Annotated in this window: 20 protein-coding genes; 6 read left to right on the top strand and 14 right to left on the bottom strand. The window is 61.8% G+C overall.

Translation table 11 applies throughout. The features are described 5' to 3' along the window. Positions 1–31: 31 nt before the first annotated feature. Together PSH73_RS15775 and PSH73_RS15770 are read left to right on the top strand one after the other, a co-directional pair. On the top strand, positions 32–1,000 hold the full coding sequence (locus PSH73_RS15775) for a hypothetical protein (protein ID WP_120733539.1): 969 nt from the start codon (positions 32–34) through the stop codon (positions 998–1,000). 85 nt (positions 1,001–1,085) lie between these two features. Beyond that, the gene (locus PSH73_RS15770) at positions 1,086–1,706 is read left to right on the top strand and encodes a hypothetical protein (RefSeq protein WP_225923796.1); all 621 of its coding nucleotides are present in this window, start codon (positions 1,086–1,088) and stop codon (positions 1,704–1,706) included. A 40-nt stretch (positions 1,707–1,746) separates the two neighbouring features. On the opposite strand, the gene PSH73_RS15765 is transcribed toward PSH73_RS15770, so the two are convergent. Continuing rightward, the gene (locus tag PSH73_RS15765; RefSeq protein WP_200660018.1) at positions 1,747–2,916 is read right to left on the bottom strand and encodes a hypothetical protein; all 1,170 of its coding nucleotides are present in this window, start codon (positions 2,914–2,916) and stop codon (positions 1,747–1,749) included. Positions 2,917–2,930: 14 nt separating this feature from the next. Next, positions 2,931–3,818, bottom strand: coding sequence for a nitrilase family protein (locus tag PSH73_RS15760; RefSeq protein WP_057439430.1), 888 nt, complete (start codon positions 3,816–3,818; stop codon positions 2,931–2,933). Between the two features lie 183 nt (positions 3,819–4,001). Between PSH73_RS15760 and PSH73_RS15755 the strand changes: the two genes are divergently transcribed. The 3 genes from PSH73_RS15755 (at position 4,002) to PSH73_RS15745 (ending at position 6,545) form a co-directional block, all read left to right on the top strand. Continuing rightward, positions 4,002–4,346: an FKBP-type peptidyl-prolyl cis-trans isomerase gene (locus PSH73_RS15755; RefSeq protein ID WP_057439428.1), complete on the top strand. Its 345-nt coding sequence runs from the start codon at positions 4,002–4,004 to the stop codon at positions 4,344–4,346. Positions 4,347–4,494: 148 nt separating this feature from the next. After that, complete coding sequence (locus tag PSH73_RS15750; protein ID WP_198799391.1) at positions 4,495–5,715, top strand: putative DNA modification/repair radical SAM protein; 1,221 nt, start codon at positions 4,495–4,497, stop codon at positions 5,713–5,715. Continuing rightward, positions 5,712–6,545, top strand: a complete 834-nt coding sequence (locus PSH73_RS15745; protein ID WP_057439426.1) for a TIGR03915 family putative DNA repair protein — start codon at positions 5,712–5,714, stop codon at positions 6,543–6,545. The genes PSH73_RS15750 and PSH73_RS15745 overlap by 4 nt, the downstream gene beginning before the upstream one ends. A 191-nt stretch (positions 6,546–6,736) precedes the next feature. On the opposite strand, the gene PSH73_RS15740 is transcribed toward PSH73_RS15745, so the two are convergent. The 7 genes from PSH73_RS15740 to ctlX all read right to left on the bottom strand — a co-directional run bounded on the left by PSH73_RS15740 (position 6,737) and on the right by ctlX (position 12,630). Then, on the bottom strand, positions 6,737–7,234 hold the full coding sequence (locus PSH73_RS15740; protein WP_057439425.1) for an Lrp/AsnC family transcriptional regulator: 498 nt from the start codon (positions 7,232–7,234) through the stop codon (positions 6,737–6,739). A gap of 14 nt (positions 7,235–7,248) precedes the next feature. Continuing rightward, positions 7,249–8,091, bottom strand: coding sequence for an ABC transporter ATP-binding protein (locus PSH73_RS15735; protein ID WP_225923795.1), 843 nt, complete (start codon positions 8,089–8,091; stop codon positions 7,249–7,251). Positions 8,092–8,094: 3 nt separating this feature from the next. Next, entirely contained in the window at positions 8,095–8,808 is a 714-nt protein-coding gene (locus PSH73_RS15730; protein WP_057439424.1) for an ABC transporter permease, read from the bottom strand. Beyond that, positions 8,805–9,506, bottom strand: coding sequence for an ABC transporter permease (locus tag PSH73_RS15725; RefSeq protein ID WP_057960092.1), 702 nt, complete (start codon positions 9,504–9,506; stop codon positions 8,805–8,807). Before PSH73_RS15725 ends, PSH73_RS15730 begins: the two co-directional genes overlap by 4 nt. A 102-nt stretch (positions 9,507–9,608) precedes the next feature. After that, positions 9,609–10,388, bottom strand: a complete 780-nt coding sequence (locus tag PSH73_RS15720) for an ABC transporter substrate-binding protein (protein ID WP_057439422.1) — start codon at positions 10,386–10,388, stop codon at positions 9,609–9,611. Between the two features lie 257 nt (positions 10,389–10,645). Next, positions 10,646–11,692 carry an ornithine cyclodeaminase gene (locus PSH73_RS15715; protein ID WP_057960091.1) on the bottom strand — a complete coding sequence of 349 codons (1,047 nt, stop codon included), beginning with the start codon at positions 11,690–11,692 and terminating at the stop codon, positions 10,646–10,648. Between the two features lie 11 nt (positions 11,693–11,703). Further along, positions 11,704–12,630, bottom strand: coding sequence for a citrulline utilization hydrolase CtlX (ctlX, locus tag PSH73_RS15710; protein WP_198818234.1), 927 nt, complete (start codon positions 12,628–12,630; stop codon positions 11,704–11,706). Between the two features lie 308 nt (positions 12,631–12,938). On the opposite strand from ctlX, the gene PSH73_RS15705 reads away from it, so the two are divergent. Beyond that, on the top strand, positions 12,939–13,829 hold the full coding sequence (locus tag PSH73_RS15705; RefSeq protein WP_169990468.1) for a GNAT family acetyltransferase: 891 nt from the start codon (positions 12,939–12,941) through the stop codon (positions 13,827–13,829). A 126-nt stretch (positions 13,830–13,955) separates the two neighbouring features. Here PSH73_RS15705 and PSH73_RS15700 read toward each other — a convergent pair whose 3' ends face one another. The 5 genes from PSH73_RS15700 to PSH73_RS15680 form a co-directional block, all read right to left on the bottom strand. Then, positions 13,956–14,975 (bottom strand): branched-chain amino acid aminotransferase, encoded by a 1,020-nt coding sequence (locus PSH73_RS15700; protein WP_057439419.1) that lies wholly within the window; start codon positions 14,973–14,975, stop codon positions 13,956–13,958. Positions 14,976–15,159: 184 nt separating this feature from the next. Beyond that, on the bottom strand, positions 15,160–16,539 hold the full coding sequence (gene lpdA, locus PSH73_RS15695; protein ID WP_169990466.1) for a dihydrolipoyl dehydrogenase: 1,380 nt from the start codon (positions 16,537–16,539) through the stop codon (positions 15,160–15,162). 4 nt (positions 16,540–16,543) lie between these two features. Beyond that, on the bottom strand, positions 16,544–17,809 hold the full coding sequence (locus PSH73_RS15690; protein ID WP_057960088.1) for a dihydrolipoamide acetyltransferase family protein: 1,266 nt from the start codon (positions 17,807–17,809) through the stop codon (positions 16,544–16,546). Beyond that, the gene (locus PSH73_RS15685; protein ID WP_057439417.1) at positions 17,810–18,868 is read right to left on the bottom strand and encodes an alpha-ketoacid dehydrogenase subunit beta; all 1,059 of its coding nucleotides are present in this window, start codon (positions 18,866–18,868) and stop codon (positions 17,810–17,812) included. It lies immediately after the preceding gene. 1 nt (position 18,869) lies between these two features. Continuing rightward, positions 18,870–20,105 carry a 3-methyl-2-oxobutanoate dehydrogenase (2-methylpropanoyl-transferring) subunit alpha gene (locus PSH73_RS15680; RefSeq protein ID WP_198799387.1) on the bottom strand — a complete coding sequence of 412 codons (1,236 nt, stop codon included), beginning with the start codon at positions 20,103–20,105 and terminating at the stop codon, positions 18,870–18,872. Between the last annotated feature and the right edge of the window lie 54 nt (positions 20,106–20,159).

Here is a 20,159-nt window from a genome sequence, read left to right as displayed (position 1 = left end):
GAAGGTCTACTCATTTGTCCAAGGAACGATTATGACCTCCCTCTATGAAACCCATCGCTCGCCTTTTCGTGTGTCCTGGGGCTCGGTACTGGCCGGCAGTGCAATTGCCCTGGTGACCTACCTGGTACTCAGCGTACTGGGCACCGCCATCGGCGCCAGTGCGGTCGACCCCATGGCGGCAGGCAACCCGTTGAGCGGCTTTGGCACTGGCGCCGGGATCTGGCTGTTTGTGTCCACGCTGTTGGCGATTGGCGTGGGCGCCTTTGTCGCCGGCCGCACAGCCCCGGATCGTGGCGGCCTGCATGGTGTCCTGAGCTGGACCATCACTACCTTGCTCACCACGTGGCTGCTGGCGGCATTGGCCACCAGTGTGGTCGGCGCCGCGGGCAATGTCGTAGGCAAAGGCCTGTCGGCGGCCGGTAGCGGCATTGCCGCCGTGGCCCCCGGCATCAGCGACAGCGTCAAGCAGCAGTTGGACGAAAAGGGCATCAGCCTGGATTGGGATAGCCTGCAGGGCGAACTCGACACCTTGCTCAAGCAAAGCGGCAAGGCTGAACTGGATCCGGCTAACGTCGAGCAAACAGCTAACCAGGCAGCGGCAGACGGTCAGCAATCGGCCACTGATGCCGCCACCAACCCGGCCCAGGCCGCGAGCGAACTCAAGCAATGGTTCGAGCGCGTCAAAGCCTCTGGTGAGCCGGCGTTGAATGCGGCCGACAAAGAGGCGCTGGTGAACATCGTCGCCGCCCGTACTGGCAAGAGCCAGGCCGAGGCCAGCCAGATTGTCGAGAACTATGCCCAGGCCTATCAGCAGGCCGTGCAGAAAGTCGAAGAACTCAAGGCCCAGGCCGAACAAAAGGCCCGCGAGGCCGGTGAAGTGGCGGCCAAGCAACTGTCCCGCGCGGCGTGGAGCACCTTGTTGATGTTGGTACTGGGTGCCGCATTGAGCTTTGGCATCGGTCGCCTGGCCATTTCGACCCGCAAAGTGCCCGTGGCTTGATCAAGGCCCATTGATTCGTAACCGCAACACCTTGCGTGAGCGCGTAAACTGTCGGCTTTTTTCGCGCTCACGCAAAGGTATGCTTTTGACCCCGGTAAAAACCACAGCCCTCCTGCTATTCACCACCCTGTTGGCGGCGTGCGGTACCTCGCCGCCACGCACCCCTGACGACATCTGCGGCATCTTCCGCGAAAAGGACGACTGGTACGACGCGGCCAAAGTCACCCAGAAGCGCTGGGGTGTGCCGATCCAGGTGCCGTTCGCCATCATGTATCAGGAATCGGGCTTCCGGCAGAACGCCAAGACTCCGCGCAAATACCTGCTGTGGATCATCCCCTGGGGCCGCGTCAGCACCGCTGCCGGCTACGCCCAGGCCAAGGATGAAGTGTGGGGCGACTACCAGAAAAGCACCGGCCGCAACTGGGCCAGCCGCCAGGACTTCGACGACGCGATCGACTTTGTCGGCTGGTACATGGACAAGACCGCCAGCATCAACGGCGTATACAAATACGACGCCTATGGCCAGTACCTCAACTACCACGAAGGCTGGGGCGGCTACCGTAACCGCACCTATGCCAGCAAGGCGTGGCTGTTGCCGGTAGCCGGCAAGGTCAAGGCCCGTTCCGATCTGTATGCGCGCCAGTATGCAGGGTGCAAGGCGGATCTGGAGCGGGGGTTCTGGGGGCGGTTTTGGCGGTGGTTGTAAGGCTGGGAGCGGGTAAGGCTCAAGAGCCTTACCCGGTTGTTTACGCGATCAATCTTCCAACGACGGGCACAATCAGCAAGGTGCTCAACGCCATCGAGATCACATTACCGATATAGGGGTGAAAGTGTGTCGGCAGCCGCCCGGCAATGGCACAGGCCAGCGGCGGCGCGATCAACGCGCCAAGCAACGCACTTGATCCAATCACCATCCAACTCCCGCCATGGGTCAGCACCGCTGCCGGTACGACCGAGACCAGCGGCACGTAGGTGGGATACCAACCGCGCTTGATCCACTGACTGCGCCAGATCAGCACACCCAGAGCCGATGTCAGCGCCTGGGCACCGATCAGTTGCAGCACCAGTCCCGACCCATAGGCGGCACTCAACGGGTTCAAGGCATACGCCAGCAGGACTCCCGCCAGTAGGCCAAGGCTGGCCCACTCATTGCCGAAGAACGGCGCTTCGGAAAAATCGGCCAAGACCCTGCGCAAGCTCCAGCCCAGGCCATAGGTTGGCGGCTTGAGCGGCAATGGTTTGTCTGCGGCGATATAGTCCGAGCGCACCAGAATCGGCACGCGGCGACAGATGACAAAGGCAATCACGCTGCCCGCCGCCATGCCCAGCACGTTACCAATCACCACCGGCAAATCCAGCGGTACACAGATAAAATTGACGATCAGCAAGCACATCGGCGTGACCAGCAGCGCCCCCAACAACGCGCCATTGAGGGTGACTTTCCAACCACCCCCAAACATCAGCACCATTGCTGCCGGCAGTGAAACAAACGCGGCGAAGGTGGGTTGCCAGGTCTCGGCGGTGACCGTCCAACCCCATAGCAGGTTGCTCAGCAGCAGGCCCAGCAGGGAACTGGTCACCAACCACGGCCACAGCCCACTGCCGTAGCAAATCGCAAAGCCTTGCCAGCGCTTGCCGGTGCGGCTGGCCCACCAGGCCAGGTATGCACCCGCCAACAACCCGAGGGAGGCAAGCTCATGCTTGTAGAAGGCCACTTCGCTGACATCTCCCAGTACCCAGCGTAGCCAGGCGATGGGGTCGGGAAATGCTGCCACCATATCGCCGTAGCTAGGCCAGGAGCCTTGGTGCGTGAGGACCGTCCAGACAATCAGCGAGATGCTGATGAGCCCCAATGCGATGATCGCCTTATCGACCCGAGATCGCTCGTTTCCAGGTTTCATGAATAAATTTTCCATGACTCGCCCTCCCTTTAGCGTGGCAGGGCGGGGTGCTGGCAATACCCGAGCATCTGATCGTAAAGATCATCGCGCCGGTCACGGTGCAGGTCGTTGAGACTGTTCCAGATCGGCGCACTGCGGGCGCTGGTCAGGTCTATATCGGCGAAGAGGATTTCCTGGCGGTTAGCCGACGCCACTTTGCCGATAGGCCAGCCATTGGTCCCGGCAATCAACGAACACCCCAGGTAGCGTGCATCACGCTCCTCACCGATCCGGCTGGCGGCGGCGATAAACACATTATTGACGTGGGCGGCGGTCATGGTCAGGTACGACGCCATGCATTTACCGGCCTCGTCGAACAGCGGCGGCGGCGTCCACACCCAGTTGTTGAGGCTACAAATAATATCGGCGCCTTGCTGGCTGAGGATGCGTGGTACTTCCGGGAACCAGATGTCCCAGCAGATCAACAGGCCAATGCGCCCGATAGGCGTTTCAAACACCGGAAAGCCCAGGTTGCCAGGGGTGAACCAGAGCTTCTCGAGGTTCCATAGGTGGGCCTTGCGGTACTTACCGATCAACCCATCCGGCCCCAGCAATACCGCAGTATTGAATAACTGCCGACCCTCGATCTCATTCAGGCCCGCCACCAGATACACCTGATGGGTGGCGGCAAACGCCATCCAGGCTTGCACACTGGCCCCGCCGGGAACGGGCTCGGCATGCTCGAATGCGTCCTGGCGGCTGCTGAAGAAGTAACCGCAGTTCGACAACTCGGGCAGTACGATCAGGTTAGCCCCACCATTGACCGCCTCGGCAGCCAAGGCCAGGCTGCGATGCAGATTGCTTTCGCGGTTATCCAGGCCGACCTGGGGGTCGAACTGCACGACAGCGACGCGGACAGGGCTTGTTGGTTGGCTCATTGGGGTGTGACCTCTTATTGTTGTGCAACCGGGGTGGTTGATTTTTTATAAGAGGGGAAAAGATGGCTGAGGTTAAGTCAGGCGCTTCTGGCTGAGGCGTAGTCTGGATCCTTAAGAGTGCACTTGCCAAAGGCGCTTGATTCTGGGAAAAAGCCAGCCAGTGTGAACCCAACGAGATCCCCCATGAGCAACGAAGAACTGCAAATCACCGACATCCGCCAAGGCGACGGTAAAGCCGTGGTCAAGGGGGCGCTGATCACCACTCAATACACCGGCACCCTGGAAGACGGTACGGTGTTTGATTCGTCCTGGGAGCGGGGCAAGCCGTTCCAGTGTGTGATTGGCACCGGGCGTGTGATCAAGGGGTGGGACCAGGGCTTGATGGGGATGAAAGTCGGCGGCGTGCGCAAGCTGTTTGTGCCGGCGCATCTGGCGTATGGCGAGCGGGCGATGGGCGCGCATATCCAGCCCCATAGCAATCTGCATTTCGAGATTGAGTTGCTGGAAGTGCTGACGCGCGACGATTGAAGGCTCGGGGTCGCTCAACTGTTCTTGATATGTTTGAAAAAACGTCGGCAGCTCCCACAACTATTTGTTTTACCGTTCGCCGATCTCTCCTTGAATGCCGGGTGTCGCTGCTGATACTGTACAAAAACACAGTATCCGGTAGCCCGCCATGCAGTTGATCGAAAAACTCAGCATCCTCGCCGATGCGGCCAAGTACGACGCGTCTTGCGCCAGCAGCGGGGCGCCCAAGCGCACCTCCGAGGGCAAGGTCGGGCTGGGTTCGAGCGATGGCATGGGCATCTGCCACAGCTACACACCCGATGGGCGCTGTGTGTCGTTGCTCAAGGTGCTGCTGACCAATTTCTGCCTCTACGACTGCCAATACTGTGTCAACCGCCGCTCCAGTGACGTGCCCCGTGCGCGGTTCAACCCGGAGGAGGTGGTGAGCCTGACCCTGGACTTCTACCGGCGTAATTGCGTCAGCGGGCTGTTTCTCAGTTCGGGGATCATTCGTTCGGCGGACTACACCATGGAGCAACTGGTGCGGGTCGCCAAGTTGCTGCGTGAGGAGCATGACTTTCGCGGTTATATCCACCTCAAGACCATCCCCGAAGCGGATCCTGCATTGATTGCCGAGGCCGGGCGGTATGCCGATCGCTTGAGCGTGAACATTGAGTTGCCCACCGATAAAAGCCTGCAGATCCTCGCGCCGGAGAAGCAGATCGGTTCGATCAAGCAGGCGATGCAGACGATTTTCACCGGCGAGCAAACCGTGCTCAACGAGCCCCGGGCACCGCGGTTCGCCCCGGCCGGGCAAAGCACGCAGATGATTGTCGGCGCCGATGACACCGACGACAGCACCATCCTGCACGGTGCCGAGGCGCTGTATGGCAACTTCAAGTTGCGCCGGGTGTACTACTCGGCGTTCAGCCCGATTCCCAATAGCCCGAAAAGCGTGCCCCTGGCGGCGCCGCCGCTGATGCGCGAGCACCGTTTGTACCAGGCCGACTTTCTGCTGCGCAGTTATGGTTTCCGCGCCAACGAACTGTTCGCGGGGCCGGGGGATCTGGCGCTGGATATCGACCCGAAGCTGGCCTGGGCCCTGGAGCATCGCGAGGTGTTCCCGCTGGACCTGAACCGTGCCGAGGCGACGTTGATCGCGCGTATCCCGGGGATTGGCCTGCGTACCACCGAACGCCTGGTGGAGCTGCGCCGGCAACGCAAGATCCGTTTTGAAGACCTGGCGCGCATGCGCTGCGTGCTGACCAAGGCCAAGCCGTTCTTCATCACCAGCGACTACCACCCCCAGCAGGCGGAAAGCACCAGCGTGCTGCTGCGCGAGCAACTGCGCGACCGCCCGCAACCGGAACAGATGGGGTTATGGGGATGATCAGCCTGGAATGCGACAACCTGTTCAGCACCTGGCGCGAGCAGGCACGCTGGCTGCTCAGCCATCAGATCGACCCCAGCCATGTCAGTTGGGGCGAAGTGGAAGTGGCGGACCTGTTTGCCACCGATGAACACTACCCCACGCACAATGGCCCGTTCCAGGCACGCATTCCCAAGGCGCTGCTGGAGCTGCTGGAAAGTGCCGCCTGTTACCACGGTGAGCAGCGCTGGAGCCTGTTGTATGAAGTGCTGTGGCGCGTCAGCCATGGTGACCGCACGGCGATGATGGCGGGGGATCAACTGGGCAGCGAGTTGCAACGGCGGATCAAGCAGGTAAGGCGTGAGGCCCACCATCTGCATGCGTTTGTGCGTTTTATCGCGCTGCCGGCGGCGGCGGGGCCGGAGTTGCCGGAGTACGTGGCCTGGCACGAACCGGCCCACGATATTTTGCACAGTGCCAGCCAGCATTTTGTCGGGCGCATGGGCCGTCATCGCTGGATGATCGCGACGCCCCTGGATGGGGTGTATTACGACGGTGAGCAGTTGATTCATCAACGCCAGTGCCCGGAGCAATGGCAGCAGTTGGCGCAGAATGTCGAAGATCCACACAGTGCCATGTGGCTGACCTATTACAGCCATATCTTCAACCCGGCGCGGTTGAATCCCAAGGTCATGGAGGGGCACCTGCCGAGCCGGTTCTGGAAGAATTTGCCGGAGGGTAAGTTGATACCGGGGTTGATCAGCGAGGCGCGGACGGGGAAGCAGCGGGATGGGCAGGCGAAGCTGATTGGTGAGCGCCCCGGCAAGCGGATTTCAGGCGGGCACGGTTAAAACATGTGGGAAACATATGGGAAGCATATGGCGGGCTGGCTTGTGTGGGAACTGGCTTGCCTGCGATAGCATCACCTCGGTATAGCTGATAGACCGAGGCGTCTGCATCGCAGGCAAGCCAGCTCCCACACAGGCAAGCCCACACAAGTCCACCCCCCACATCTGATCTGCATCGTGTGAGGCGATGGGGTTCAGGCCAACTCAGTCGCGGTGTTTTTCACCACCGCCAGCTCCGGATGGGCCACCAGTTTGTCGATGTGCAGCTCATCATTGTTCAACCAGGTTTCCGTCAGCACGCGGTAGTGCTCCATGTCCCGGCAGCGCATGCGCAGGCTGTAGTCGAAGGGGCCGCTGATCAATTGGCACTCGAACACCTGTGGGCAGGCTTTGACGCAGGCTTCGAAGGCTTTTTGCGCCGAGCGCCCGCTCTGGTTCGACAAGGCCACCAGTACCAGCAAGGACAACCCCGGCGAGACCATTTGCACATCAATGATCGCGCCGTAGCCGCGAATCACCCCGCGCCGCTCCAGCTTGCGCACCCGCTCCAGGCAGGGCCTGGGCGTCAGGTGCACCAGCGAAGACAGCTTTTCGTAGGTGATACGCCCCTGATGGCGCAAGACATCAATGATGGCTTCATCAATGCGATCCAGCACTGGGGTGGAATGGGGTCCGTTGGCCTTGGTATCCATGGTCGATTCTGTGTTCACTTCAAGCGGTTGGAGAGAAATTGCTGCAAGCGTTCGCTGGTCGGATGGTCGAGAATCTCGGCGCTGCCTTGTTCTTCGACGCGGCCCTGGTGCAGGAACAGCACCTGGCTGGAGACTTGCCGGGCAAAGCCCATTTCGTGGGTGACCATAAGCATGGTACGACCTTCCTCGGCCAACGTCTGTATGACTTTGAGGACTTCTCCTACAAGCTCCGGATCCAGCGCCGAGGTCGGTTCATCGAACAGGATAATCTCCGGCTCCATGGCCAGGGCCCGGGCGATGGCCACGCGCTGTTGCTGACCACCGGAGAGAAACGCCGGGTATTGATCGGCGACCCGGCCCGGCAGGCCGACTTTATCCAGGTACATCCGCGCGCGTTTCTCCGCTTCGGCGGCACTGACGCCCAACACCCGGCGTGGCGCCATGCAGATGTTTTCCAGCACGGTCATGTGGCTCCACAGGTTGAAGTGCTGGAACACCATGGCCAGGCGCGTGCGCAGGTTCTGCAGTTGTGCCTGGTGCGGCGCCTGCACCCCGGCGCGACCCTGGCGCATTTCAATGCTGATGCCGTCCAGGGTGATTACCCCGGCGTCGGGCTGTTCGAGGAAATTGATGCAGCGCAGCATGGTGCTTTTGCCGGAGCCGCTGGCGCCGATCAGGCTGATCACATCGCCCTTGCTGGCGTTGAGTGAAACCCCCTTGAGCACTTCGTGGTCGCCGTAGCTTTTATGCAGGTCTTCGACCTTGAGTTTGACGTTGGCGCCGGCCGCCACCACGTTCGGGCGGGGCGCGGCAGTGTGTGTGGGATGAGCGGCCAGGGCCTGTGCGGACTGATTCATGGGTTAGCCTCGGGTCGGGACAAGAAAGCGCATCCAGCGTCGTTCGGCCAGTCGGAACAGGCCCACCAATGCGAAGGACAGCAGCATGTACAGCAGCGCAGCAATGCCGAAGGCCTGGAACGTGAGGAACGTTTCGGCATTGGCGTCACGGGCCACCTTGAGGATGTCGGCGATGGTTGCGGTAAATGCCAGGGACGTGGCGTGCAGCATCAGGATCATTTCGTTGCTGTAGGCCGGCAATGCGCGGCGCAGCGCGGCGGGGATCACCACGAACAGGTTCATCCGCCAGCCGTGCAGGCCGTAGGCCCGCGCGGCTTCAATTTCGCCATGGGGAATATTGCGAATGGCCCCGGCGAAGATTTCCACGGTGTAGGCGCAGGTGTTGAGCACAAAGGCCAGCAGCGTGCAGTTCAAGGCATTGCGGAAAAACTGATTGAGCAGGGCGTTATCCTGCACCACTTCCAGGCTGTACAGGCCGGTGTAGCAAATCAGCAACTGGATATACAGCGGCGTGCCGCGAAACAGGTAGGTGTACACCTCCACCGGCCAGCGTAGCCAGAAGTGCTCGCTGACGCGGGCGATTGCCAGGGGGATGGACAGGAAAAACCCGAGGATCACCGACACGATAAACAGCCACAAGGTCATGGCCACCCCGGAAAACCCCGAGCCATCGGTCCACAGGTACGCCAGGCCATATTGCTGGATCAGTTCGATCATCGCGCCACTCCTTTGATGCCGACGTTGTAGCGCCGTTCCAGGCGTTTGAAGATGCGGTTGGAGAGGGTGGTGATCACCAGGTACACCAGGCCCGCAAGGATCAGGAAGTACAACGGGTCATTGGTGGTCTTGCCGGCGTTCTGCGCGGCCTTGACCAGGTCCGCCAGGCCGATGATCGACACCAGCGCCGTGGACTTGAGCAGTACCAGCCAGTTATTGCCCAGCCCCGGCAACGCAAACCGCATCAATTGCGGGAACATCACCAGCCGAAACCGCTGCCAGCGGCTCAAGCCGTAGGCGGTCGCTGCTTCCAGTTGGCCCACCGGCACACTGAGCATCGCGCCGCGAAAGTTTTCGGTGAAATACGCACCGTAGATAAAACCCAGGGTGATCACACCGGCGGTGAAGGGATCAATTTCGAAGTAGTTCCAGCCAAGCATCTCGGTCAAGTCATTGAGCCACAGTTGCAGGCTGTAGAAGATCAGCAGGATCAGTACCAGGTCCGGCACGCTGCGGATCAAGGTGGTGTAGAGGGTGGCGGGGATGCGCAACAGCTTATGGCTGGACAGCTTGGCACCGGCGGCGATCAGGCCCAGGCTCAGGCTCAGGACCAGCGCGAGGAACGCCAGCTTGATGGTCATCCAGGCACCCTGGGCCAACAGCGGGCCGAAGCCTTGCAGGTTGAGGAGTTCATTCACGGGAAAGTCTCGATAGAACCGGTAGGAACCTGCCGCAAATGGCGGTGTTTGTCGCACCGCCAGCGCTGGCAAGCCGGCTCCTACAGGGGATAGGGCGGGGGATTACTCGTGATAGATATCTTCGTCACCGAAGTACTTCTTCTGGATCAGCGCGTAAGTGCCATCGGCCTGGATGGCTGCGATGCCCTTGTTGATCAGCGCCAGCAGTTCCTGGTCGTTCTTGCGCAGGCCCATGGCAATGTCCAGCGGCAAGGTCGGGTCCTTGAAGGCCGGGCCGGATTGGTAGTCGGCGCCTTCAGGCTTGGACAGGAAGTTGAGCTGGGCTTCGAGCTTGTCGGTCAGCGTCGCGTCGAGGCGGCCGTTTTGCAGGTCGGCATAGTTCTGGTCCTGGGACTGGTATGCCTTGACCTGGGCACCGAGCTTGGCCAGGTGGGCGCGGGCATAGGCTTCCTGCAGCGAGCCCTGGAGCACGCCGACCTGTTTGCCCTTGAGGGATTCCGGCGTATCGCCGAAACCGGCGCCCTTGCGGGTGATCACCGAGGTGGGGCTGAGGAACAGGCGGTCGCTGAAGTCGATCTGTTTTTGCCGGGCCGGGGTCACGGCCATGGAGGACATGATGGCGTCGAACTTGCGCGCACGCAGTGCCGGGATCATGCCGTCGAATTCGTTGTGGACCCAGGTGCACTTGACTTCAAGCTTGGCGCAGATAGCGTTGCCCAGCTCAATGTCGAAACCTTGCAGGCTGCCGTCGGCGGCCACGGATTCAAAGGGTGGGTACTCGGGGAACACGCCGAAACGGATTTCTTTCCATTCCTGGGCCTGGACGGCGGTGGCGCACAAAGGCAGGAGCAGCGCGGCGACGAGTGATCGGAGCGGAGTCATGGTGTTTTCCCTATATTTTGTAATTGATGTCAGGGCAGTAGAAAGGGTGCGGCATGCATTCATTTGCTGACTCTTTGGTCGCGCTCAGAATGCTTCATGATGGTGCGTTTTTTGTGTCGTTTACCTAGTCCTTCGCATGCGGAATGCGCTGTTAAAACGCGGATTGCAGCAGAATCGGCTGCGGCACCCTGTATATCGGCTTTTCAAACCGCGGTTTAGGGCCCGCCGCTTGCGCAAAGCGGCAGGCCAGAGCGGTTTCAGGCGCGCTTTTTATGCTGTGCGGTTGGTCGCTGGGCCAGGCGGGCGAACAGGTCCTTGGGGTCGGCCAGGTCCGGTACCAGCTCCAACTCGCTGCCCACGTCCAGGGCCTTGGCCACATCCAGTACATAACGCAGGGCCGAATAGTCTTCGAGGGCAAAACCTACCGAGTCAAACAGGGTGACCTGGCGCGCATTTTCCCGGCCCGGCTTCTGGCCGTTGATCACTTGCCACAGCTCGGTGACCGGCGAGTCCTCGGGCATATGCTGGATTTCGCCTTCGATACGGCTTTGTGGTTCGTACTCGACGATCACCCGCGCGCGCTCGACGATGCGCCGGTCCAGTTCGGTCTTGCCGGGGCAGTCGCCGCCCACGGCATTGAGGTGCATGCCGGGCTCGATCATGTCGTCGGTAAGGATGGTGGCGTAGGCCTTGTCGGCGGTGACGGTGGTGACGATATCGGCGCCTTTCACCGCTTCGGCGACGCTACCCGCGAGGGTCAGCTTGATCGCCGGGAAGGCCTTGAGGTTGTTCGCCAGCTTGTGCATGGCCTGGGTATCTATATCGAACAGGCGGATCTCATTGATGCCCAGCAAGGTGTGAAACGCCAGGGCCTGGAACTCACTTTGCGAGCCATTGCCGATCAGCGCCATGCTGCGGCTGTTGTCCCGTGCCAGGTAGCGCGCAACCAGGGCCGAAGTGGCGGCAGTGCGGATCGCCGTGGTCAGGGTCATCTCGCTGAGCAGCACCGGTTTGCCGGTATCCACATCCCCCAGGGCGCCGAACGCCATGACCGTGAGCATGCCGCTCTGGGTATTTTTCGGGTGGCCGTTGACGTATTTGAAGGCATACAGCGAAGCATCCGAGACCGGCATCAGTTCGATCACGCCCTCGGGCGAGTGGTTGGCCAGGCGCGCGCATTTTTCGAAGTCATTCCAGCGCAGGTAGTCGGCGCGGATGTACTCGGCCATCTCGGTGATGCAGGTTTGCAGGCCTTTTTGCGATACCAGGTAGCTGAGGTCGTTGACGTCGATATAACGGGTCATGGAAAAACTCCTTATTGGAATGAGGCGCGGGCCGGAAGATGCACTTCGGCCAACATGCAGCGGGCACTGCCGCCGCCGATGCGTTCGATGTTGTCGATATTCACCACGACTGGGTGGGTGTGGCGTTCCACATGCAGGCGCTGCGCCGGCTTGAGCGAGCGCCAGGCGCTGGCCGACATCACCAGCAGCGGCTGGCCGTCGCGGTCGTGGAGTTCCAGCATGTTGCCGGCGAAGGCTTCCAGTTGGTCGAAGTCCAGGGCCAGGATGTCTTTGCCGGTGTCGCGCAGGGAGCGTTCCAGGCCCTGGCGTTCTTGGGTTTCGGGCAGCGCGTCCAGGCACACCACCGACAGGTCGCGGCCGACGCTCATCATCACGTTGCTGTGGTAGATCGGTGCGTGATGGCGGTCGACGGCGTGGAAGGCGCAGACCTGATAGTCCAGGCGCTCGGCAAACTGGCGCAGGGCATCGTGATGGGTGCGCCCGGAGTGGCAGGCGTAGCTGATGCGGTGCTGGCGGTCGAGGACCATGCTGCCAGTACCTTCGAGGAACATGTTCTGTTGTTCCAGGTGGCTGAAGTCGATGGTGTCTTTGATTGCGAAGCGCTGCTCCAGTACTTGCAGCACGCCTTTATCGCGCTCCAGGCGGCGGTTCTGGCCCTCCATCGGGTACAGCACCAGGCTGCCGTCGGCATGACTGCTCCACCAGTTATTGGGGAAGATCGAATCCGGGGTATGGGGCGCGGGTGTGTCCTGCACCACCAACACGTCCACACCATGCTGGCGCAGGGTGTCGACATAACCGTCGAACTCTTCCAGCGCTTTGTGCTGTGCGGCCACCGGATCGACGGGCGCGCGCTGGAAGCGGTTGTTGATCGCGGTGTCCGGGTTAAAGGCAAAGTGCGCCGGGCGAATCATCAGGACGGTATTGGTGGTTTGCATGGGGGCACGAGTCCATGGGGTTGGGCATTGAGGCTATTTTGTGCGCTCTGGCCGTAGAATCCCGGCTGAAACAGGGGAGCAGCCCAGCCGGGAAAGCTGAAAAGAGGGGTGTGGCAGCCGAATCGGCTGTCAGGGGGCGCTCAAACCTGTAGGAGCCGACTTGTGTGGGAGCTGGCTTGCCTGCGATAGCATCACCGCGGTGTAGCGGACACACCGAGGTGCCTGCATCGCGGGCAAGCCCGGCTCCCACACAAGCCCACACATGGGTATTGTGGTGGCTGTCATTACGTCACCCGTCAGGAGGAGTCATGTCTACCGCCGTCCGCCTCGCCCAACCCACCGATGCCGAAGGCATCAGCCAGGTCATCCTGGCGGCCCTGCGCAGCAGCAACGCCCGTGACTACCCGGCGGATGTGATTGCGCGGGTGGCGAGCAACTTCACGCCGGAGGCGGTGCTGCAATTGCTCACGCGGCGTACCGTGCTGGTTGCACTCCAGGATCAAGAAATCGTCGCGACCGCCGCCTTGGACGCCAATGTGGTGCGTTCGGTGTTCGTCAACCCGGTGCTGCAAGGGCAGGGCATCGGCCGCCAACTGATGGCCGATATCGAACAGCGGGCCCGTGAGGCTGGGGTCACGGTATTGAGCGTACCGTCGTCCCTCACCGCCGAGCCGTTTTATACCAAGCTGGGGTTCCAGACCGTGCGGGATGTGTACCACGGCAACGAGCGCACCCTGGTGATGGAGAAAGTATTGTCGTCTCGCCACCCCATCGGCGTGTATCGCGACCGTTTGCATCGGGCCCAGGTCGCGGCGTTATGGCAGACGGCGTTTGGTTATGACACCCCACATAACCGGCCGGAACTGGCGATTGATAGAAAGCTTGCGGTGGAGGACGGGCTGTTCTTTGTCGCCACCCACGGCAAGGCCGTGATCGGCACCTTGATGGCAGGTTACGACGGGCATCGGGGTTGGTTGTATTCGGTGGCCGTGCATCCGGACTATCGCCGGCAAGGCCTGGGCGCGTCGTTGGTGCGCCATGGGGAACAGGCGTTGATCGCCCTCGGCTGCCTGAAGATCAACCTGCAGATCAATCTGAGCAACGATACGGTGGTGGGTTTCTACGAAGCACTGGGGTATGGCGTGGAGCCGAGGATCAGCATGGGCAAGAAGATTGCGCAGAACCTGCCCAAATCCTGAAACCACCCGTAAGCAAATGTGGGAGCGGGCTTGCTCGCGAAAGCGGTGGGTCAGTCACTGATGACGTTGACTGATCCACCGCTTTCGCGAGCAAGCCCGCTCCCACATTTTGTTGCGCAGCGGGGCTTAGACCTTGACGATCCAGCCAGCTGGCGCTTCAACGTCGCCGGACTGCACACCGGTCAGCTCTTTGTAGAGCTTCTGGGTCACTGGGCCGACTTCTTTTTCGCTGTAGAACACGTGCAGCTTGTCTTTGTACTCGATCCCGCCGATAGGCGTGATCACTGCCGCCGTACCGCAGGCGCCGGCTTCCTTGAAGTCTGCCAGCTTGTCGATCAGCACGTCGCCTTCGACCACGTCCAGGCCCAGGCGGGTCTTGGCCAGTTCGATCAGCGACAGGCGGGTGATGCCTGGCAGCACCGACGGCGAGTTCGGGGTGACGAACTTGTTGTCGTGGGTGATCCCGAAGAAGTTGGCCGAACCGACTTCTTCGATTTTCGAGTGGGTGGCCGGGTCCAGGTAGATGCAGTCGGCAAAGTTGGCTTTTTTCGCCAGGGAGCCGGGCATCAGGCTGGCTGCGTAGTTGCCACCGACCTTGGCGGCGCCGGTGCCGTTCGGCGCGGCGCGGTCGTAGCCGGAGATCAGGAAGTTGTGCGGGGTCAGGCCGCCCTTGAAGTAGGCGCCGACCGGGATGCAGAAGATCGAGAAGATGAACTCGGGCGCGGTACGCACGCCGATGTTGTCACCGGTGCCGATCACGAACGGGCGCAGGTACAGCGCGCCGCCAGTGCCGTACGGCGGGATGAACCGCTCGTTGGCGCGGACCACTGCCTTGCACGCCTCGATGAAGGCTTCGGTCGGCACCTGCGGCATCAGCAGGCGGGCGCAGCTGCGTTGCATGCGGGCGGCGTTCTGGTCCGGGCGGAACAGGTTGATCGAACCGTCCTTGCAGCGATAGGCCTTCAGGCCCTCAAAGCACTGCTGGCCATAGTGCAGGGCGGTGGAGCCCTCGCTGATGTGCAGCACGTTGTCTTCGGTCAGGGTGCCTTCTTGCCAGGCGCCGTCTTTCCAGGTCTGGAGAAAACGCTTGTCGGTCTTGATGTAGTCAAAACCCAATTTGTCCCAATTGATGCTTTCGTTACCCATGACACCCTCTATCTCTTTTCAACCGCCTGGTCGAAGGCAGGCTTTTGGTTTATTTCTGGATGGGCGCAACAATACTTCATTCTTGGCCTGTGTGGGAGCGGGCTTGCTCACGATAGCGGTGGGTCAGTTAACGCCTCTGACACTGACACATTGCTATCGCGGGCAAGCCCGCTGCCACAGTGGGTCAGAGGTGCAGGGCATGCCCCAGCGCCCGCAGCGCCGCTTCCTGCACGGCTTCACCGAGGGTCGGGTGGGCATGAATGGTGCCTGCCACATCCTCCAGGCGCGCGCCCATTTCCAGGCTCAGGCCAAAGGCCGTGGACAGTTCGGACACGCCAACCCCCACCGCCTGCCAGCCAACAATCAGGTGATTGTCGCGGCGTGCCACCACCCGCACGAAGCCGGTCTTGGACTCCAGGGTCATGGCCCGGCCATTGGCCGCAAACGGGAAGCTCGAGACAATGCAGTCCAGGCCCGCAGCCTTGGCTTCGTCCGGGGTGTTGCCGACCACCACCAGTTCCGGGTCGGTAAAGCACACCGCCGGGATCGCCGCCGGGTTGAACTCGCGGGATTTACCGCTGATCAGCTCCGCGACCATTTCGCCCTGGGCCATGGCCCGGTGCGCCAGCATCGGTTCGCCGCTCAGGTCGCCGATGGCCCACACATTGCGCATGCTGGTCTGGCAACGACTGTCGATCTGGATTGCCGCGCCGTTCATCGTCAGGTTCAAGGCTTCCAGGTTCCAGCCCTGGGTGTTGGGTTTGCGACCGACGGCAACCAGCACCTGGTCGGTGCCGAGGGCCAGGGTCTCGCCATTCGGATCGCGCACTTGCAGGCTGCCACCTTCAAAACCCGTCACGCTGTGCTTGAGGTACAGCTTGACCCCCAACTGCTTGAGGGATTCGGCGACCGGCTGCGTCAGCTCGGCGTCGTAGGCCGGCAGGATGCGGTCCTGGGCTTCGACCACGCTGACCTCGGCCCCGAGTTTGCGATAGGCAATCCCCAGTTCCAGGCCGATATAACCGCCACCCACCACGATCAAGCGTTTTGGCACACGGCTCGGCGCCAAGGCTTCGGTGGACGAAATGATCGGCCCGCCAATCGGCAGCATCGGCAGGTTGACGCTTTTCGAACCGGTGGCCAGCAGCAGGTGCTCGCACTGGATGCGTTGGCCATCCACGTCCACGGTCTTGCCGTCGACGATCTTGGCCCAGCCGTGGATCACCTGCACTTTGTGCTTTTTCAGCAGCGCGGCAACCCCGGTGGTCAGGCGGTCGACAATGCCGTCCTTCCACTCGACGCTCTTGCGGATGTCCAGGGTCGGCACATCCACTTCGATGCCCAGGGCCGAACCCTGGCTGTGGTGCACGGTTTGCTGGAACTGCTCGGCAACGTGGATCAGGGCCTTGGACGGAATGCAGCCGATATTCAGGCAGGTACCGCCCAACGCCTGGCCTTCTACCAGAATGGTCGGGATGCCCAGTTGGCCGGCGCGAATCGCCGCCACATAGCCGCCCGGGCCGCCGCCGATAATCAGCAGCGTGGTATGCAAAGTCTGAGTCATGCCCTTACTCCAGGAACAGGCTGGCGGGTTGTTCGAGCAGGCCACGGATGGCCTGGATGAATTGCGCCGCGTCCATGCCATCGACCACCCGGTGATCGAAGGAGCTGGAGAGGTTCATCATCTTGCGGATCACGATCTGCCCCTTGATCACCATTGGTCGCTCGACGATGCGGTTGACGCCGACAATCGCCACTTCCGGCAGGTTCAGCACTGGGGTGCTGACAATTCCGCCCAACGCGCCGAGGCTGGTCAGGGTGATGGTCGAGCCCGACAGTTCGTCACGGCTGGCCTTGCCATTGCGCGCGGCGTTGGCCAGGCGGGTGATTTCTTCGGCGGTGCCCCACAGGCTGCGCGCCTCGGCGTGACGCACCACGGGCACCATCAGGCCGACATCGCTCTGGGTGGCGACGCCCACATGCACCGCGCCAAGGCGGGTGATGACTTGGGCTTCGTCGTCATAACGCGCGTTGATCTGCGGGAAATCGCGCAAGGCCACAACCATCGCGCGCACCAGGAATGGCAGCAACGTCAGCTTGCCGCGGCTGGCGCCGTGTTTTTCATTGAGGTGTACGCGCAAGTCGTCGAGGGCCGTCACGTCGATCTCTTCGACGTAGCTGAAATGTGCGGCGCGGCGCGTGGCGTCCTGCATGCGCTGGGCGATCTTGCGGCGCATGCCGATCACCGGGATCTGCTCTTCGTCGTTACGCTCGGCATACGGGTTGGCGCCGGCCGAGGCGCGGGTGCTGCCCTGTTGCAGATAGGCATCAAGGTCTTCATGCAGAATACGCCCGGCCGGGCCCGAGCCCTGGACCAGGCGTAGCTGGATCCCGGCGTCCAGCGCATGCTTGCGCACGGCGGGCGAGGCCAGCGGGCGCTCATTGGCGTCGCGGGCCACCGGGGCCTGGGCGGCCACCACCGGCTTGGCGGCCGGTTTGCTTTCAACCGCAGGGGCCTTGATTTCGGCTTTTGGGGCCGGCGCGGCTTCTTCAACCACCGCCGACAACGCCGACTCCCGGGTATTGCCCGCGCCTTCGACTTCAATGCTGATCAGGATACTGCCCACGGCCATGACTTCACCCGGCTCGCCGCCCAGCGATATCACCTTGCCATGGACCGGCGAGGGAATATCCACCATCGCCTTGTCGGTCATCACATCCGCCAGCACCTGGTCTTCCACGACCATATCGCCGACCTTGACGTGCCATACCGACAACTCAACTTCTGCGATGCCTTCGCCAATGTCCGGCATCTTGATAACGTGCGTGCCCATTCAGACCTCCATGACCCGTTGCAAAGCCGCGCCCACACGGGTCGGGCCAGGGAAATACGCCCACTCTTGCGCGTGGGGGTAGGGGGTGTCCCAGCCGGTCACACGCTCGATAGGCGCTTCCAGGTAGTGGAAGCAGTGTTCTTGCACCAACGACACCAGTTCGGCACCAAAACCGCAGGTCCGAGTGGCTTCATGCACCACCACGCAACGGCCGGTCTTTTTCACCGACTTGACGATGGTTTCCAGGTCCAGCGGCCACAGGCTGCGCAGGTCGATGACTTCGGCGTCGATGCCGGTTTCTTCGGCGGCCACTTGCGACACGTACACGGTGGTGCCGTAAGTCAGCACCGTGACGGCCGAGCCTGGACGCACGATGGCAGCCACATCCAGCGGCACCGTGTAGTAGCCGTCCGGCACCTGGGCTTGCGGGTGTTTGGACCACGGGGTCACCGGGCGGTCGTGGTGGCCGTCGAACGGGCCGTTGTACAGGCGCTTGGGCTCGAGGAAGATCACCGGGTCATCGTTTTCGATGGAGGCGATCAGCAGGCCCTTGGCGTCATAGGGGTTGGACGGCATCACCGTGCGCAGGCCGCAGACCTGGGTGAACACCGCTTCGATACTCTGGCTGTGGGTCTGGCCGCCGTAGATGCCGCCGCCGCAGGGCATGCGCATGGTCAGCGGTGCAGTGAACTGGCCGGCCGAGCGATAACGCAGGCGCGCCGCTTCCGAGATGATCTGGTCGGTGGCCGGGTACACGTAGTCGGCGAACTGAATCTCGGCCACCGGGCGCAGGCCATAGGCACCCATGCCCACGGCCACGCCGATAATGCCGCTTTCGGAGATCGGCGCATCAAACACCCGCGAGGTGCCGTACTTGCTCTGCAAGCCTTCGGTGCAACGGAACACGCCGCCGAAGTAACCGACGTCCTGGCCGAATACCACCACATTGTCGTCGCGCTCAAGCATCACATCCATGGCCGAGCGCAGGGCCTGGATCATGGTCATGGTGGTCGTGGTCATGGCGGTTTCCAGCTCGATTTTATTGTTGTGATCGTTCATGTCAGATCCCCAACTCTTGACGCTGGCGCTTCAAGTGCTCCGGCATCTCTTTATAAACGTCTTCGAACATGCTCGCGGCGCTTGGAATCTGGCCACCGGCCAGGGTGCCGTACTGTTCGGCTTCTTTCTGCGCGCTGATCACTTCGGCCTCCAGCTGCGCACTGACCGTGGCGTGTTCCTCTTCGGACCACTGGCCAATCTTGATCAGGTGCTGCTTGAGGCGGGCAATCGGGTCGCCCAGCGGGAAGTGGCTCCAGTCGTCGGCAGGCCGGTACTTGGAGGGGTCATCGGAGGTGGAGTGCGGGCCGGCGCGGTAGGTGACCCATTCGATCAGGGTCGGGCCGAGGTTGCGGCGCGCGCGTTCGGCGGCCCAGGCAGAGGCGGCGTACACCGCGATAAAGTCGTTGCCGTCCACCCGCAGGGAGGCGATGCCACAACCCACGCCGCGTCCGGCGAAGGTGGTGGCTTCACCACCGGCGATGGCCTGGAAGGTGGAGATCGCCCACTGGTTGTTGACCACGTTGAGAATCACCGGCGCGCGGTACACGTGGGCGAAGGTCAGGGCGGTGTGGAAGTCCGATTCGGCGGTGGCACCATCGCCGATCCATGCCGAGGCAATCTTGGTATCGCCCTTGATCGCCGAGGCCATGCCCCAGCCCACGCCCTGTACGAACTGGGTGGCGAGGTTGCCGGAAATGGAGAAGAAACCGAAGTCTTTTACCGAGTACATGATCGGCAACTGGCGGCCCTTGAGCGGATCGCGCTCGTTGGACAGCAGTTGGCAGATCAGGTCTACCAGTGGCACTTCACGGGCCATCAGGATGCTTTGCTGGCGGTAGGTGGGGAAGCACATGTCGTCGATGCTCAAGGCCAGGGCCTGGGCGCTGCCGATGGCTTCTTCGCCAAGGCTTTGCATATAGAACGACATCTTTTTCTGACGCTGGGCGACCACCATGCGGTTGTCGAAGATCCGCGTCTTGAGCATGGCACGCATGCCGCGGCGCAAAATGTCTACCGGGACACCTTCGGCCCATGGGCCCAGGGCCTGGCCCTGGTCGTCGAGCACGCGGATCAGGCCCTTGGCCAGGTCGGCGGTGTCGGCGGCTTCTACGTCAATTGCGGGTTTGCGCACCGTACCCGCATCGGTCAGATGCAGATAGGTAAAGTCGGTCTTGCAACCTGGACGGCCAGAAGGCTCGGGAACGTGCAGGCGCAGCGGTTCGTATTGCTGGGTCATGGCTTTCTACGCTCGATCTTGTGAATTTCTTGTAGTGGGCGCGCTTAGCTGACA

The organism is Pseudomonas sp. FP2294 (genome assembly GCF_030687625.1).
Taxonomy (GTDB): domain Bacteria; phylum Pseudomonadota; class Gammaproteobacteria; order Pseudomonadales; family Pseudomonadaceae; genus Aquipseudomonas; species Aquipseudomonas shahriarae.
Note: the sequence above shows the minus strand (reverse complement) of the source record. Positions and strands in the feature narration are given on the sequence as shown.